Genomic DNA, 14,555 nt, shown 5'->3' with positions numbered 1-14,555 from the left:
AAAATGCGAGCAAGACTGTAAGCCGGGTTATGTCTTGGATAATCATCTATCTAGACTTATTGTTGCCAACAAGTTCAAGCAACCTACCCGAAAGCTGGCGGGCCACCATATGCTTTCTGCTCGGTCTTGCTTCGGATGGGGTTTACATTGACCTTTGATGTTACCACCAAAGCGGTAGTCTCTTACACTGCCATTTCATCCTTACCTAAAAAGGCGGTTTTATTTCTGTTGCACTTTCCTGGGAGTCACCTCCACCGGCCGTTAGCCGGCATCCTGCCCTGCGAAGCCCGGACTTTCCTCTCCTGCGTCCTTTCGGCAATAGCAGCAGCGATTATCTGTCTTACTCACAATTATTTAAACTAACATAAACTTATTAAATTTTCAAGTATATAAGTTTCTATTTTTCATACATCCACCTTTTCCTGCAAAATTTCACCTGCACTATACCGGGAATATACTTCCACCAACAAACTCCCTAAGTAAAGAATTTTTAGGAATATTTTCCTTTGGCACTGCCAAAACATAATCTAAGAACTTAAGAAGTCGCTTCGCCTCAAAATACTGCTCTGAATCCTTTGGTACGCTAAATAATGCCGGTTCTGCATATGTTTTTATAACTGACAACTCATAAACCATGGCAGAATTATATATGGCATCTGCACTTTCCTGATATGGGAAAATATTTTTTTCTTCTCCCCTTCTAACCCTCTTCCACATTTCAATGGTTCCTTCTGCTGAAGTTCCACGGGTTCTTACATCCCTTACAATTCGTCTCAATAATCTCCAGTCTGATGTGGCAATTCTGTTATGCTCATCGACATTAAGCGGTGTCAGGGCACTTACATAAATTTTGTATTTTTTGTCACTTGGAAGGCTGTATGAAACTGCATCGTTAAGGCAATGTATTCCCTCAATTATCAGCACATCATCTTCCCCTAACTGAAGATATTTGCCATCAAAAACTCTTTTCCCCACAACAAAGTCAAAATCCGGTAATTCTACCCTTTTACCTGCCAAAAGCTGTGTCATCTGTTCATTGAAAAATTCAATATCTACAGCCTCTACCACCTCGTAGTCTAACTTTCCATCTTCATCTACAGGCGTATCCTCTCTATTGACAAAATAGCTATCCATTGGTATCGGATGAGGTTTTAATCCCTGAGCTATGAGCTGAACTGCAAGCCGGTGAGAAAATGAGGTTTTACCTGATGATGAAGGACCTGCAATCATAATAACCTTTACATCTTTTCGCTTAGCTATGTCCGATGCAATATCGGCGATTTTCTTTTCCTGAATTGCTTCCTGCACCAGCATAATATTATTAATTTCACCACTGGTAATTTTATCGTTTATCTGACCGATAGTTGAAACCCCCAGCATCTTTGCCCACGAAGTAGTTTCCTTAAGCGTATTGTAAACCTTATTCTGGGGCTTAAATTCCGGAACTTCCTTTGGATTTTCTTTTGTTGGAAGTTGCAATACAAAACCTTCATCATAAGGAATCAAATCAAAGTATTTAAGACATCCTGTAGAATATGCCATATATCCATAGAAATAGTCCTCAAAGCCTTCCATTTTGTAAACATTTACAGTTGAAGCTCTCCTGTACTTAAGAAGATGTTCCTTATCCTTCATGCCGTATCTTCCAAACTTTTCAATGGCCTTAGTCACTGATACAACCTCTTTTGTAATTAAAATATCACGTTTTACAAGAGCATTCATTTCTTCTTTAACCTGTTTAACAAATGCATTGTCTACTTTAATGCCTCCACCCACTGCACAGTAATAGCCTTTGCTTACAGAATGTTCAACAGATATTCTTCCTACATTTGACCTTCCTGCCACCTTATAAAATGCCTTTAGCATCATAAAAGTAACACTTCTTTTGTAACATTCGCTGCCAATGTGACTGGCTGTAGTTATAAATTTTATTATACAGTTTTCCGTTAAAACATTAGACAGCTCACTTAATTTGCCGTTACACACAGCTAAAATTATGTCATTTTCGTAAAACTTTTTAAAATCCTTTGCTATTTCATAAATTGTTGTTCCATCTTCATATTCGTATGATACATTTCCTATGTTTACACTAATCATATATCCTGTACGCCTCCCTGTTTAAATAAATTATATTTTCAACTTCCTGCATATTATCACTTTTATTTGCTTTCATTTTTTCAAAGATCTCTGCAAATTTTAAATATTCTTTTTCTAAATACCCTTTTAAAACCAAATCTTTATTGTCTAATAGTATTTTTCCATATTTCAACTCCACATCACTATATATATGGAGTTTTTCGTCATTTTTTAATGCTTTTATAATCGTGTAATATTTTCCACTGTCTATCAGCATTTTTTCATCAATTATTTCCCAGTTATTTTCAAGGAGATACTTTCTTACTAAGTCAACCCTTCTGTGGGGAGACAAAACCAGTTCATTTATGCCTTTTATGTTTTTTCCACGACTTAATATATCTACAATCAAATCTCCACCCATTCCGGAAATAATTGCCCCGTCTACCATATTATCCTTTAGTTTTTCCATTCCATTTGACTGAATAGTTTCTATCTTGTCGATAAGACCATGAATCGCAATATTTTTGTCCGCTATTTTTAGAGGACCTTCATTAATATCCATGGCATAAACCTTACTGCAAATAGAATTTTCTACTAAATATATAGGCACATACCCATGGTCTGTACCTATATCTGCGATTTTTTTTCCTTTAGTAACCATACCGGCCACTGCTTTTAATCTTTCTGAAATCATATATTAACCACTCATCTAATTTAATGAAACATGTATTTTCTGTAACATGCTCTGTTCTTTTATTATCTGTTGTAACTGGGCAATATCTGATGCCTCAGCCGCCTTTTTGTCAAGACTCTCTTTTTTGATTTTTAAAACCGCATCATTTATAGCCTTTTCCTGCTCTGCCAAATCTAAATTAGCTCTTATAGGTGACACGAAAAGTTCTGCCACCATTTTATGTTCAGCTTCATCAGTAAAATAATTCATAATTTTGGCAGGATTTGCCTCACCATTTTCCATTTGCTCCCAAAAAAGTGAAGCAACCTTTCTGTAGAAATCGTCTATAAAATCCTCAGGTGAAATAACCTTTGCCACCTTGTTAAACCAATCCGTTCTGTCTAGAACCGAAGCTAAAAGTATTCTTTGAGCCTGCATAGAAGCATCTTCTTTTTTTTGTTTTTTCTCCTGATAATCTTCGTAGTTTTCCTTTTCTTCCTTACCTACATAAGTAAGTCCGGTCTTTTTTACCAGCTTGGCGAGACCATCCTTTGGTATTTTAAAAATCTCACACACAGATTCGATATAATTTTCCCTTTCAATTTCATCGTTAAAATCAAGAATCATTTCAGCAACCTTTTTATGAAATGCTGTTTTTTCCTGCGGGTCAGACATATTGTATTTTTTTTGTTCCATGGCAACCTGAAAAATAAAATAATTTGTGGCATTTTTTATTCTCTCTTCATATGCCTCTTTTCCCATTGCCTTAATAAATTCATCAGGGTCCTTATAAGGTTTCATGGATAAAACCTTAATTGACAGTCCCACATCCCTTAAATAAGGGATTGCCCTGAGAGCCGCCTTTATTCCTGCCTCATCACTGTCAAAAGTAAGAACAACCTCTTTAACATATCTTTTAATTAAAGATGCATGCCTTGATGTAAATGCCGTTCCAAGAGCTGCCACTGCGTTATTAAAGCCTGCCTGATGAAGGCTTATAACATCCATATATCCCTCGCAAATAAGCATATAATCCTTTCTGGAGCTTCTGGCAACATTTAATCCATAAAGATTACGGCTTTTGTCAAAAACCTTTGTTTCCGGGGAATTTAAGTATTTAGGCTTACCATCTCCCATTACACGGCCTCCAAAGGCTATGACTCTGTTATTAGCATCCATTATGGGAAACATAACACGATTCCAGAATTTGTCATTTACCCCACGTTTTTCGTCGTAGGTAAACAATCCTGTCTCTTTTAATTCTGAATCATTATAACCCTTGTTTTTTAAGTATTTGTAAAGGTTATCGCTATATTTATCAGAATATCCCAGACCAAATCTTAATATAGTTTCATCAGATAACTTTCTCCCTGAAAGATAGTTATATGCCAGCTTTCCTCTTTCTGACTTTAACAGATAGTGATAATATTTGGCGGCTTCTGTATTTATTTCAATAATTTTTGTTTTTAAATCCTTTTCCTGCTTAGCTTCTTTTGAATATTCCATCTTTGGCAACTCAATGCCTGCCCTGTCAGCCAGCACCTCCATTGCTTCAATAAATGTATAATTTTCATATTTCATCAAAAAAGATATTACGTTGCCCCCTTCGCCACATCCAAAGCAGTAATACATCTGTTTATGGGGTGATACGGAAAAAGATGGTGACTTTTCATTGTGAAAAGGACAAAGTCCAAAATAGGAACTGCCTTTTTTCTGTAATTTAACGTAATCCCCTATCACATCAACTATGTCATTTTCCGTTCTTACCTGTTCTATAATATCCTCTGAGTAAAACACTTTATCCTCCTAAATGCCTTATCACATATTCCATGATTTCGGCACAAATATTTTTTCAAATACGGCAACTGAATACTGGTCGCTCATTCCTGCAATATAATCACAAACCACTTGTTCCGGATTTTCTCCCTGCTCATTAATCAGATAAATAAATTCCTGTGGCAGCTTATCAGTATTGTGAAGAAAATAATCAAACATGATTTTAAGCATCTCCGTAGCTTTGGTTTCCTCACTTTTTGCCCTTGGATTAGTATACACGCTTTTAAACATATAACTTCTAAGTCCCATCATGGCATCATGTACCTGCTTTGACATTAAGATATCGTCTTTTTCATAGCTGTTTTCCACTATGTCGTGAACTAATTTATCCAATCTCTTCTTAGTAGTATCTCCTAATATTTCCCTGTAAACCGGCGGAATATCTTCTTCACTTATTATTTTTCCTCTTACAGCATCATCAATGTCATGATTAATATAAGCTATTTTATCAGACAATCTCACAACCTTTCCCTCAAGAGTTGAAGGATTTCCACTGGTTCTATGATTTACAATTCCGTCTCTTACCTCTTTTGTAAGATTTAACCCTCTTCCGTTGTTTTCTAATATTTCCACAACACGTATGCTTTGAAGATAATGTTTAAATCCTAAACTACACACTTCATTAAGAGTTCTTTCTCCTGCATGGCCAAAAGGGGTATGACCCAAATCATGTCCCAAAGCAATAGCCTCCGTTAAATCTTCATTTAAATCAAGAGATTTAGCTATGGTTCTTGCTATCTGGGATACTTCTAACGTATGGGTCAGACGGGTTCTGTAATGATCACCCATAGGCGACAAAAAAACCTGCGTCTTATGTTTCAATCTTCTAAAAGATTTGCAATGAATGATTCTGTCTCTGTCCCTTTGATATACTGTTCTTATATCACAAGGTTCCTCATACCTGTCCCTTCCCTTGCTTTCACAACTTAATGCTGCATAGGGACTTAGTGTCTTTTTTTCCAATTCTTCATTTTTCTGTCTGATATTCATAATCTACCTCCGAAAAATGCTCATATCCGGTACCAATACGCATCTACCAATATACATTTTAGTATACAACACATTTTATTATTAATAAAGAGTTGAAAATTTAATGAGAAAGAGCGTTGCATGGAAAAGTTTGAATTTTTGATGGATGTAAAATCGATGAGTTATGTCTGTTTAGAAGAAAATTTTTATTCTATTGTTTTTAGGATATGTTTTTATTATTTTTGGGCTTTTGTGGGAATTTTTAAGTTTTTTTAACTTTTTTAAAAAAAGTGTTGACACTCCCTTGGCATTATGGTATTATTTTTCTTGCGTTTGAAACGTATGCGGAAGTGTCGGAACTGGCAGACGAGCAAGACTAAGGATCTTGTAAGCATTGCGCTTGTGTGGGTTCAAGTCCCATCTTCCGCATTTTGTTTTTCAAAATGGAAGTCTTTGAGACTTCCATTTTATGTATATAAACAAATATCAATTATGCAGTTGTGGCGGAATTGGCATACGCGCATGATTCAGGTTCATGTCCGGGTTAACTGGGTGTGGGTTCAAGTCCCATCAACTGCATCAAAAATCCTTAAAAGTTGTAGTGTCATACTACTGCTTTTAAGGATTTTTTGTTTGTTAAAAGCTATTCTCCAGCCCAATAGCCTATACTTACCTCCGAAACGCCGACAATGCCTGCCCATAGATACAAAAACTGTTATGCCGGTACCTTCAGCAACCAACACAACAGCTCTTATCTCTTATTTATTCACTTGTTTTCTCTATACCCGCTTCTCCTAAAGTGGTTTCTTCTGCCTCTTTTCCTGTGGTTGTTTCCTCTACCGTTGTAGTTTCTTCTTCCTTCATGTCATCAACAGTCTTAGAAAAAGCCGTTACTAAATCAGATGATATAACATATACATTGTCATCGCCCTTTACCATCATATAATATTTGGTTGAATCATACGGGTTTGCGTTTCCAATGTATATAATATACTCTTTTCCATCCTTGTCTGTAACCTTGATTGTATTTGTAGCAGCGGCCAACTCATCTTCTGACTTTATGAAGCCATAATCTTCTTCACTGCTTACATTATCAATTTTATCATCTGCGTCTATTTCTGCCAGTTTTGACAGCATTTCGGACTCAATGGTACTCTTTTTAAGTTTCACGTCTTCCTGGCCTGAAATTTGCCATTTTCCGTCATTTTTCTTAATTTCCAAGGTACTGTTACTTAACACATAAGAAAAACTCTTTACATCCTTGTAGTCATCTAACTGAAAAGCAACTATTTTGCCTGCTTCTTCTTCCTTTTTTTCTTTCTTGTCAAAGTGACTGCTCATAACAAAATATCCAACAATGCAGACAACTAAAACAACCACAATGACGCCAAACTGAATAAACTGTTTTTTCATTAATATCTTCTCCTTCTAACCCATACTGCTATTCCTGCTAATAACACAATAATAGGTACCACAATTGCAATCAGTATTCCGAACAATCTTGTGCCTGACTCTGTAACTGTAAGTGTAGTCGGAGTCATGCTTTTAGCCGGTACGGATATTGTTTCAACATCCGTTTTAATATATTCTTTTAACGCATTATTTACAATCTGTGTGTTTGAGCTTTGTACCATATTATCTACAGTATCCGCAAGAGAATATACTGAACCGAATACCAACAGATTCGATGTGACAGATGTAGTTGTTTCACTATTAGATGAATCTTCATTTGTTGTTTCTACGCTTGTTTCAGCTTCACCGGTTGTCTCTTCGTTTCCTGTTGTTGCTTCCTCTGACTTGCTACTCTTGTCACCTGATGTTTTCTTAGTTATTGTTTTTGAGGCAGAAACAACTGTATCAAAAGGTCCTGCCACATCACCTTTTCCCTTCTCATAAGATGTAGCATTAGATGGATTTGTCTTTAATACGGAATTGTCAGAAGTTGATGCTAATGCAGTGTATGAAGCACTTGTATCATCACTTTCTGCCTTCTTTAATCCCATAGTATATGGTGTAAATATATAACTTGTAAGTCCTGATGCATAACCTGTAGAACCTTCAGCAAATCCGTAGAATGGGCCATACTGGGTTGCATAACGTGAACTGTCGTTTTCTGCCACAAGACCATCATAAACCTTAACATTATATTCCTCTAAAATAGAATAGAAATTAGGCTTATCAACACCAACACTGGCTTTTGCCTCTAATGCGGCGATTACATTTCCACCTTCCTTAATGTAGTTCTTTATTACATCAACTTCATCCTTTGAGTAATCTGTTTCAGGTCCTAGCAAAAGAACTGCTGAACACTCATCAGTAGAAATTGACGATTTGCTTAACAAGTTAATTTCTTCAATTTCACAGTTATACTTTGAAATTATATCCTTCAAATTCTCCATTGTACCAAAATTATTAGAATCTGATACTATTTCGTTATGACCTGTAACCTGATAGATTTTATAGGTAGAATTTGAACGTACATAAGAAATCGCACTATCTAACTGTCCTTCACAGTCATAGGTTGTAGATGCAGATGCACCTGAATAATAATATGCTGAATTATCTGTAACATAAATGTTATTGTAATCAACAACCTTTGATTTTTTATTTGATGCGTTGTATACAATAATACTTCCGGCTGTTGGTGCAGTATCAGTGTATGTTTTGTAGAAGTTAGGGTATCTGTTTGTATCCTTATATTCTACTTTTATGTGTTTTGATGCTGTTTCGTATCTTGCTAATGTCTTTTTAATTGTAGAATCCGCTTCTGACTTAGAAGCCATAACATATAAGGTAATATCCTTATCAAGTCCCTTTAGCATTTTCTTTGTATCACTTGAAATAGAGAAAAGGGATGTAGATGTCATATCCGCTGTTGCCCATGCTTCTTTAGATGTTATGGTACCTGCAATAAGGTTTACAAAAACAACCAATGCAACTACAACAGCTATAAAACCTGTACTGAAAATTCCCGTTCCAATAAATTTCTTTGATACATTCCATCTTCTCTTCTGAATTGACTGGCATGTAAGAAACAAAAATACAGCTGTTAAAGATATGTAGTACACAACATTTGACAAAGTAATTACACCATTTAAGAAATCCTGCATAGGTGAATATAAATCAAAACATCCAAGAATTTTTGTGAGAATATTTCCATCTGACGAAATCATGGATGTAAGAGAACCCATTAAGTAGCCAAGAAGTAAAACTACAATACTTAATATTGCAGATATTACCTGACTTTCTGTTAATGATGAAATAAACATGCCAATGGCAATAAATGCAATTCCGTAAAGGAATAATCCGAAAATATTAGTATATGCTGTCTTAAAAGGCATATTTCCGAATTTTGACAAAATCACCGGGTATAAACACATTATAAGAACCGGTATGGCAAAAATCGTTGTTAGTGCCATAAATTTTCCCATTACAATTTTTCCAACTGAAACAGGTGCAGTAAGAATTAACTGGTCAGTTTTGAGCCTTCTTTCATCTGCTATTATTTTCATTGTAAGAATAGGAACCGTAAATACCAGAATAAAGAGACTCTGGTATACCGGATACATACTTGTCAATCCATTTTGTAAATTATAGTATACAAAAAATATACCTGCTACTAATGTTGTAACCGCAATAAACAAACATGCGATAACTGATGTAAAATAAGATTTTAACTCTCTTTTATATATCGCAATCATTACTTATTTTCCTCCTTGTGGGATATTTCATTTAACGCTTCAACTTCCTTGTCGATATCCTCCTGAAGCTCCTTTTCAGCTTTGCTTTTACCTATTCTGCGCTTTTTCTTTTCCGGAGCTGCATAATCCTTCGTTAATTCAATAAATATATCCTCAAGAGTCTTATGCTTAAAGTCCATCTTTAAAATAGGTAATCTGCTATTTGCACATGCATAAAAGATTTTCTCACGTACATCACTTTCCCTGTCACTTATAATTGTAAGGTTAACATTATCTGACTTATCAGATTTTGTCATTTCATATTTTCCTACATCTGATACAGTTCCCATCATAGCTGTAACTGCATCCTTGTTGCCTTTAATCTCCATTTCAAGAACATTTTTTCCTGCCATCTGGTCAACTAATTCCTTTTCGCTGCCGGCAGCTACCAGACATCCTCTGGAAATAATATATATGTAATCACAAACCTCACTAATCTCTGATAAAATATGAGAGCTTAATATAACAGTATGTTTTTTCCCTAACTGCTTTATAAGCTGTCTGATTTCAATTATCTGTTTTGGATCAAGACCAACTGTTGGTTCATCCAAAATAATTACTTCCGGCATACCAATTAGTGCCTGAGCAATTCCCACTCTTTGCTTATAACCTTTTGACAGATTTCTAATCAGCCTGTTTTCCACCTGATCAGTCTTTGTCATATTTAAGGCATCCTCTATATTCTTTTCTCTTTTGCCTTTAGGTATCTTCTTAAGTTCTGCCACAAATTTCAAATATTCTCTTACAGTCATGTCCTGATAAAGAGGTGGCATTTCCGGAAGGTAGCCTACACACTTTTTTGCCTGTTCCGGTTCCTTAAAAATATCACGTCCGTCAATTTTTACCGTTCCGGAGGTTGCCCCTATGTAACCGGTTATAATATTCATTGTAGTAGATTTTCCTGCTCCGTTTGGTCCTAAAAACCCGTATACCCGTCCCTTTTCAATTTTTAAATTCAAGTTATCCACGGCTAAGTTATCGCCGTATTTTTTCACAAGATTTTCAATTTCAATAACGCTCATTAATATGCCTCCTACTATTTTAAACCTCATTGATAAATATTATATTTTTATAATGTGTTTTAAATTAGTAAAATTTGTGTTTTAAATTAGTTTATTTTGTGTTTAATTTGTGACCAATGTTACATAAAATAATTTTACTATAATAAAAAAAGACCTAAAGTGACCATTAATCACTTTAAGCCTTTTTATTAATTAGAATATATAATTAAAAAATATATTATGCTAATTTTTCTTTAGCTGTTTCAACTAACTTTGCAAATCCTTCTGCATCATTAACTGCCATTTCAGCTAACATCTTTCTGTTCATTTCAACGCCTGCTAACTTAAGTCCATACATAAACTTGCTGTATGAAAGTCCGTTAATTCTTGCAGCAGCATTAATTCTTGCAATCCATAACTGTCTGAACTGTCTCTTCTTCTGCTTTCTTCCTGCATATGCGCTTGTCAAAGCTCTCATAACTGACTGCTTTGCTACTCTATACTGTTTTGATCTAGCTCCTCTGTAACCTTTAGCGAGCTTTAATATTCTATTATGTTTCTTTTTAGCGTTCATTCCGCCTTTAATTCTTGCCATTTCTATTTCCTCCTACACTAGATTAAAATGCACTGTTCCAATTCACCTTCTAATCTGAAATAATTACAGATAAGGTAAAATTTTCTTCATGTTCTTTACGTTTGTAGCATCAGCTGTAGTTGCTTTTCTAAGATTTCTCTTTCTCTTAGCTGATTTTTTAGTTAAAATATGTGATTTGTAAGCTTTATTTCTTTTAAGCTTTCCTGTACCTGTCTTTTTGAAACGTTTTGCAGCTGCTCTGCTTGTCTTAATTTTTGGCATGTCTTATTCCTCCTTAATAATCATCTAAAGCTTAACGCTTTTTTTCTAAAAACATTGTCATGTTTCTGCCTTCTAATTTTGCCGCTTTGCTAACCTGCGCAATGTCTTCTAACATTTTTGCAAAGTCATCCAAAACATGTGCACTACTACTAATATGAGCCATCTCTCTTCCTCTAAAACGAAGAGTAACCTTTACCTTATCGCCTTTTTCAATAAACTTTCTGGCATTATTTGCCTTAGTTTTTAAATCATTGATTTCAACGTTAGGTGAAAGTCTGATTTCCTTTGTTTCAACAACATGTTGTTTCTTCTTGGCTTCTTTCTCTCTCTTCTGCTGTTCATAACGAAACTTACCATAATCCATTATTTTACATACAGGTGGCTGAGCCTTTGGAGCAATCTTTATTAAATCAAGTTCAGCTTCGTCTGCTAACTTCTGTGCATCTCTTGCAGACATAACGCCTAACTGCTCTCCATTTGTTCCAATAACACGAACTTCTTTATCTCTAATCTGTCCGTTAATCATTAATTCGCTAATAGTATTGCACCTCCAAATTATTTTTCATTTTCAAAACAAAAAAGTGGATAATCCAAACAGATTATCCACTAAAATACAAAAGAAGTGATAAATAAAAACCATTACCACATATAAACCTCGACTCGCCTAATGCGTCTGGGTGAGGGTGGATACCCTGCTTGATTTCACAACATTAGTATACTACCATCATCACTTTTAAATGTCAAGAGTTTATATATATTTTATTTTATTAAATTTTCCGTAACATACGTTCATCACCAAAGGTAATGCTTAGCATGTACATTCAAAGCTTCCACATTCTGTCTGGCTCTGATGTGTTGCACCATTTCCATCAATGGTAATCTGGGATGCATGACATTTACAGTTATCGTTAAATGTGCATCTTACTGCATCGCATCTTACATCAACTGATCCTTCAGGTCCACAGTCACACTTAGAAGAAAAGTTATCTCCCGCTTCCCTAAAATCACCACAGTAGGTTGCATCTGTAACTGTTGCATCCGTGCCTCCTACTTTAATGCCATCTCTACAGCACATTGACTCCTTGTTATAGTAACAATTTTTAACAGTACAATTTAACTTTGTCATAATAACCTCCACAATATTAATTTCGGTAAAAACCGATACTAATATTGTGGATTTTTTATTATTAATTATTCAAAACTATTTGCTTTCTTCCATCTCAACTTTTCTGATTTCTTTAGTATCAATTTCCTTACAAATCTGCTCAATAAAAGTATCTAAACTCTTAACACCCTCATCTCCTGCGAATCTGCTTCTAACTGATACAGTACCATCTGCTTCTTCCTGCTGTCCAACCACAAGCATATATGGAAGTTTATCAAGTCTTGCTTCACGAATCTTATATCCGATTTTTTCAGAACGTGAATCAACTGTAACATCAATGTGTCTTGCCTTTAATGCTTTTGCTACAGACTGAGCGTATTCCTCATATTTTTCTGAAATAGGGAGAACTCTAACCTGTTCAGGACAAAGCCATGTTGGGAACTTTCCGGCATATTTTTCAATAAGCCATGCCAATGTTCTTTCATAACATCCGATAGAAGTTCTATGAATAATGTAAGGTCTGACCTTATCACCTTTTTCATCAATATAGTACATATCAAACTGTTCAGCTAACAATGCATCCCACTGTATTGTAATCATTGTATCTTCCTTGCCGTATACATTCTTTGCATTAATATCAACCTTTGGTCCGTAGAATGCAGCTTCTCCCACGTCTTCTACAAAAGGAATATTAAGTTCTGTTAAAACATCTCTGATATCCTGTTCTGTTTCGTTCCAAACTTCCGGTTCACCAATATACTTATCCTTATTTTCAGGATCCCATTTTGAAAGATGATATGTTACATCCTCCTCTAATCCTAATGTCTGGAGACAATACTGAGCAAGGGCTATACAATTCTTAAATTCCTGTACCATCTGATCCGGACGAACAATTAAATGTCCTTCTGAAATAGTAAACTGACGAACTCTTGTAAGTCCGTGCATTTCACCTGAATCTTCATTTCTAAACAATGTAGATGTTTCACCGTATCTGCAAGGAAGGTCTCTGTAGCTCTTCTGACTTGCCTTATATACATAATACTGGAACGGACATGTCATAGGACGAAGGGCAAAAACTTCTTTATCATTCTCTTCATCTCCTAAAACAAACATACCCTCTTTATAATGATCCCAATGTCCTGAAATACGATATAAATCTGATTTCGCCATAAGTGGTGTCTTTGTACGAACATATCCCCACTCGTTATCCTCTAAATCCTCAATCCATCTCTGGAGCTTCTGAACCATTTTTTCTCCCTTAGGCATTAAAAGAGGAAGTCCCTGTCCAATTACATCAACAGTTGTAAATAATTCCATTTCACGACCTAACTTATTGTGATCACGGTTCTTAGCATCTTCTAACTTTTCAAGATAGCTGTTAAGTTCATCCTTGCTGTCAAAGGCTGTTCCATAAATTCTCTGAAGTCTTGCCTTATTTGCATCACCTCTCCAATATGCCATAGATGATGAAGTAAGCTTAAATGCCTTAATTTTCTTTGTAGACATAAGGTGTGGTCCTGCACATAAATCAACAAATTCACCCTGACTATAGAATGAAATAACTGAATCTTCTGGTAAATCCTTAATAAGTTCTACCTTATATGGTTCATTTCTATCTTCCATGTATTTAATTGCATCTTCACGGGGAAGTGTAAATCTCTCAAGTTTAGCACCTTTTTTAATGATTTTTTTCATTTCGGCTTCAATCTTGTCTAAATCTTCCCTTGAAAATGGTTCACTGTCAAAATCATAATAAAATCCATCATCAATTGATGGTCCAATGGCAAGTTTTGCATCAGGATATAAATTCTTTACAGCTTCTGCTAACACATGTGATGTTGTATGTCTGTAAGCTGCCTTTCCAGCTTCATCCTTAAATGTAAGAATATTCAATGTACAATCCTTGTCAATAGTTGTTCTTAAATCAACAACCTCTCCGTCAACTTCTCCTGCGCAGGCTGCTCTTCCTAATCCTCCTGCAATGTCATAAGCAATATCATTAACTGTCATTGCCTCTGCATATTCTTTTACTGAGCCGTCTTTTAAAGTAATTTTCATTTTCCTGGTCTCCTTATCCATTTATTTTTTGAAACATAAATAGGTAATAAAAAAAGCCCCTGTTTATGTTTCCATAAACAGGGACGCAATATACGCGGTTCCACCCTGATTGCCAAATAAATTGGCCCCTCATTACGATTATAACGGAATCACCGTGCTTGATTAGAGCCACTCAGAGGTAGTCTTCAATTACCCTTCTGTAAGACACTTCCAACCATGGTGCCTCTCTCTGTTACCCTCC

General features: G+C 35.5%; 12 protein-coding genes, 2 tRNA genes, 1 other RNA gene and 1 other annotated feature (1 of these 16 only partly in view). Of the genes, 2 read left to right on the top strand and 13 right to left on the bottom strand.

Going from position 1 to position 14,555, the window contains the following annotated elements:
* Positions 1-2 precede the first annotated feature (2 nt).
* The 5 genes from rnpB to DWW68_RS00680 form a co-directional block, all read right to left on the bottom strand.
* Positions 3-347, bottom strand: an RNA gene (rnpB, locus tag DWW68_RS00700) — RNase P RNA component class A.
* Positions 348-441: 94 nt separating this feature from the next.
* Positions 442-2,097: a nucleoside kinase gene (locus DWW68_RS00695; protein WP_118588518.1), complete on the bottom strand. Its 1,656-nt coding sequence runs from the start codon at positions 2,095-2,097 to the stop codon at positions 442-444.
* On the bottom strand, positions 2,090-2,770 hold the full coding sequence (locus DWW68_RS00690; RefSeq protein WP_118588517.1) for a class I SAM-dependent methyltransferase: 681 nt from the start codon (positions 2,768-2,770) through the stop codon (positions 2,090-2,092). Before DWW68_RS00690 ends, DWW68_RS00695 begins: the two co-directional genes overlap by 8 nt.
* 15 nt (positions 2,771-2,785) lie before the next feature.
* Positions 2,786-4,546: a DNA primase gene (dnaG, locus tag DWW68_RS00685; protein ID WP_118588516.1), complete on the bottom strand. Its 1,761-nt coding sequence runs from the start codon at positions 4,544-4,546 to the stop codon at positions 2,786-2,788.
* A gap of 21 nt (positions 4,547-4,567) precedes the next feature.
* A complete protein-coding gene (locus DWW68_RS00680) occupies positions 4,568-5,575 on the bottom strand; it encodes a deoxyguanosinetriphosphate triphosphohydrolase (protein WP_021952865.1) in 1,008 nt (335 codons plus the stop codon).
* 323 nt (positions 5,576-5,898) lie between these two features.
* On the opposite strand from DWW68_RS00680, the gene DWW68_RS00675 reads away from it, so the two are divergent.
* Positions 5,899-5,983: transfer RNA gene (locus DWW68_RS00675), tRNA-Leu, on the top strand.
* 65 nt (positions 5,984-6,048) lie between these two features.
* Positions 6,049-6,133: transfer RNA gene (locus DWW68_RS00670), tRNA-Leu, on the top strand.
* 183 nt (positions 6,134-6,316) lie between these two features.
* On the opposite strand, the gene DWW68_RS00660 is transcribed toward DWW68_RS00670, so the two are convergent.
* The 8 genes from DWW68_RS00660 to thrS form a co-directional block, all read right to left on the bottom strand.
* A complete protein-coding gene (locus tag DWW68_RS00660; RefSeq protein ID WP_118588514.1) occupies positions 6,317-6,967 on the bottom strand; it encodes a DUF4340 domain-containing protein in 651 nt (216 codons plus the stop codon).
* Positions 6,967-9,255: a Gldg family protein gene (locus DWW68_RS00655; protein ID WP_118588513.1), complete on the bottom strand. Its 2,289-nt coding sequence runs from the start codon at positions 9,253-9,255 to the stop codon at positions 6,967-6,969. Before DWW68_RS00655 ends, DWW68_RS00660 begins: the two co-directional genes overlap by 1 nt.
* Positions 9,255-10,316, bottom strand: coding sequence for an ABC transporter ATP-binding protein (locus DWW68_RS00650; protein WP_118588512.1), 1,062 nt, complete (start codon positions 10,314-10,316; stop codon positions 9,255-9,257). Before DWW68_RS00650 ends, DWW68_RS00655 begins: the two co-directional genes overlap by 1 nt.
* Positions 10,317-10,533: 217 nt before the next feature.
* The gene (gene rplT, locus DWW68_RS00645; protein WP_118588511.1) at positions 10,534-10,890 is read right to left on the bottom strand and encodes a 50S ribosomal protein L20; all 357 of its coding nucleotides are present in this window, start codon (positions 10,888-10,890) and stop codon (positions 10,534-10,536) included.
* A gap of 63 nt (positions 10,891-10,953) precedes the next feature.
* Positions 10,954-11,151 carry a 50S ribosomal protein L35 gene (gene rpmI, locus DWW68_RS00640; RefSeq protein ID WP_021952859.1) on the bottom strand — a complete coding sequence of 66 codons (198 nt, stop codon included), beginning with the start codon at positions 11,149-11,151 and terminating at the stop codon, positions 10,954-10,956.
* Positions 11,152-11,182: 31 nt separating this feature from the next.
* On the bottom strand, positions 11,183-11,677 hold the full coding sequence (gene infC, locus DWW68_RS00635; protein ID WP_021952858.1) for a translation initiation factor IF-3: 495 nt from the start codon (positions 11,675-11,677) through the stop codon (positions 11,183-11,185).
* Between the two features lie 282 nt (positions 11,678-11,959).
* On the bottom strand, positions 11,960-12,277 hold the full coding sequence (locus DWW68_RS00630) for a DUF1540 domain-containing protein (protein WP_021952857.1): 318 nt from the start codon (positions 12,275-12,277) through the stop codon (positions 11,960-11,962).
* Between the two features lie 75 nt (positions 12,278-12,352).
* Entirely contained in the window at positions 12,353-14,314 is a 1,962-nt protein-coding gene (gene thrS / locus DWW68_RS00625; RefSeq protein ID WP_118588510.1) for a threonine--tRNA ligase, read from the bottom strand.
* Positions 14,315-14,390: 76 nt separating this feature from the next.
* Positions 14,391-14,555: a binding site (T-box leader), on the bottom strand (it continues 32 nt past the right edge of the window).

It is taken from the genome of Eubacterium sp. AF16-48, assembly GCF_003479405.1.
GTDB classification, from domain to species: domain Bacteria; phylum Bacillota; class Clostridia; order Lachnospirales; family Lachnospiraceae; genus Eubacterium_G; species Eubacterium_G segne.
Note: the sequence above shows the minus strand (reverse complement) of the source record. Positions and strands in the feature narration are given on the sequence as shown.

Coding starts and splice junctions, on each gene's coding strand:
- DWW68_RS00695 (WP_118588518.1), bottom strand. CDS start 2,097: ATGATTAGTGTAAACATAGGAAATGTATCATACGAATATGAAGATGGA.
- DWW68_RS00690 (WP_118588517.1), bottom strand. CDS start 2,770: ATGATTTCAGAAAGATTAAAAGCAGTGGCCGGTATGGTTACTAAAGGA.
- DWW68_RS00680 (WP_021952865.1), bottom strand. CDS start 5,575: ATGAATATCAGACAGAAAAATGAAGAATTGGAAAAAAAGACACTAAGT.
- DWW68_RS00660 (WP_118588514.1), bottom strand. CDS start 6,967: ATGAAAAAACAGTTTATTCAGTTTGGCGTCATTGTGGTTGTTTTAGTT.
- DWW68_RS00655 (WP_118588513.1), bottom strand. CDS start 9,255: ATGATTGCGATATATAAAAGAGAGTTAAAATCTTATTTTACATCAGTT.
- DWW68_RS00650 (WP_118588512.1), bottom strand. CDS start 10,316: ATGAGCGTTATTGAAATTGAAAATCTTGTGAAAAAATACGGCGATAAC.
- rplT (WP_118588511.1), bottom strand. CDS start 10,890: ATGGCAAGAATTAAAGGCGGAATGAACGCTAAAAAGAAACATAATAGA.
- rpmI (WP_021952859.1), bottom strand. CDS start 11,151: ATGCCAAAAATTAAGACAAGCAGAGCAGCTGCAAAACGTTTCAAAAAG.
- infC (WP_021952858.1), bottom strand. CDS start 11,677: ATGATTAACGGACAGATTAGAGATAAAGAAGTTCGTGTTATTGGAACA.
- DWW68_RS00630 (WP_021952857.1), bottom strand. CDS start 12,277: ATGACAAAGTTAAATTGTACTGTTAAAAATTGTTACTATAACAAGGAG.
- thrS (WP_118588510.1), bottom strand. CDS start 14,314: ATGAAAATTACTTTAAAAGACGGCTCAGTAAAAGAATATGCAGAGGCA.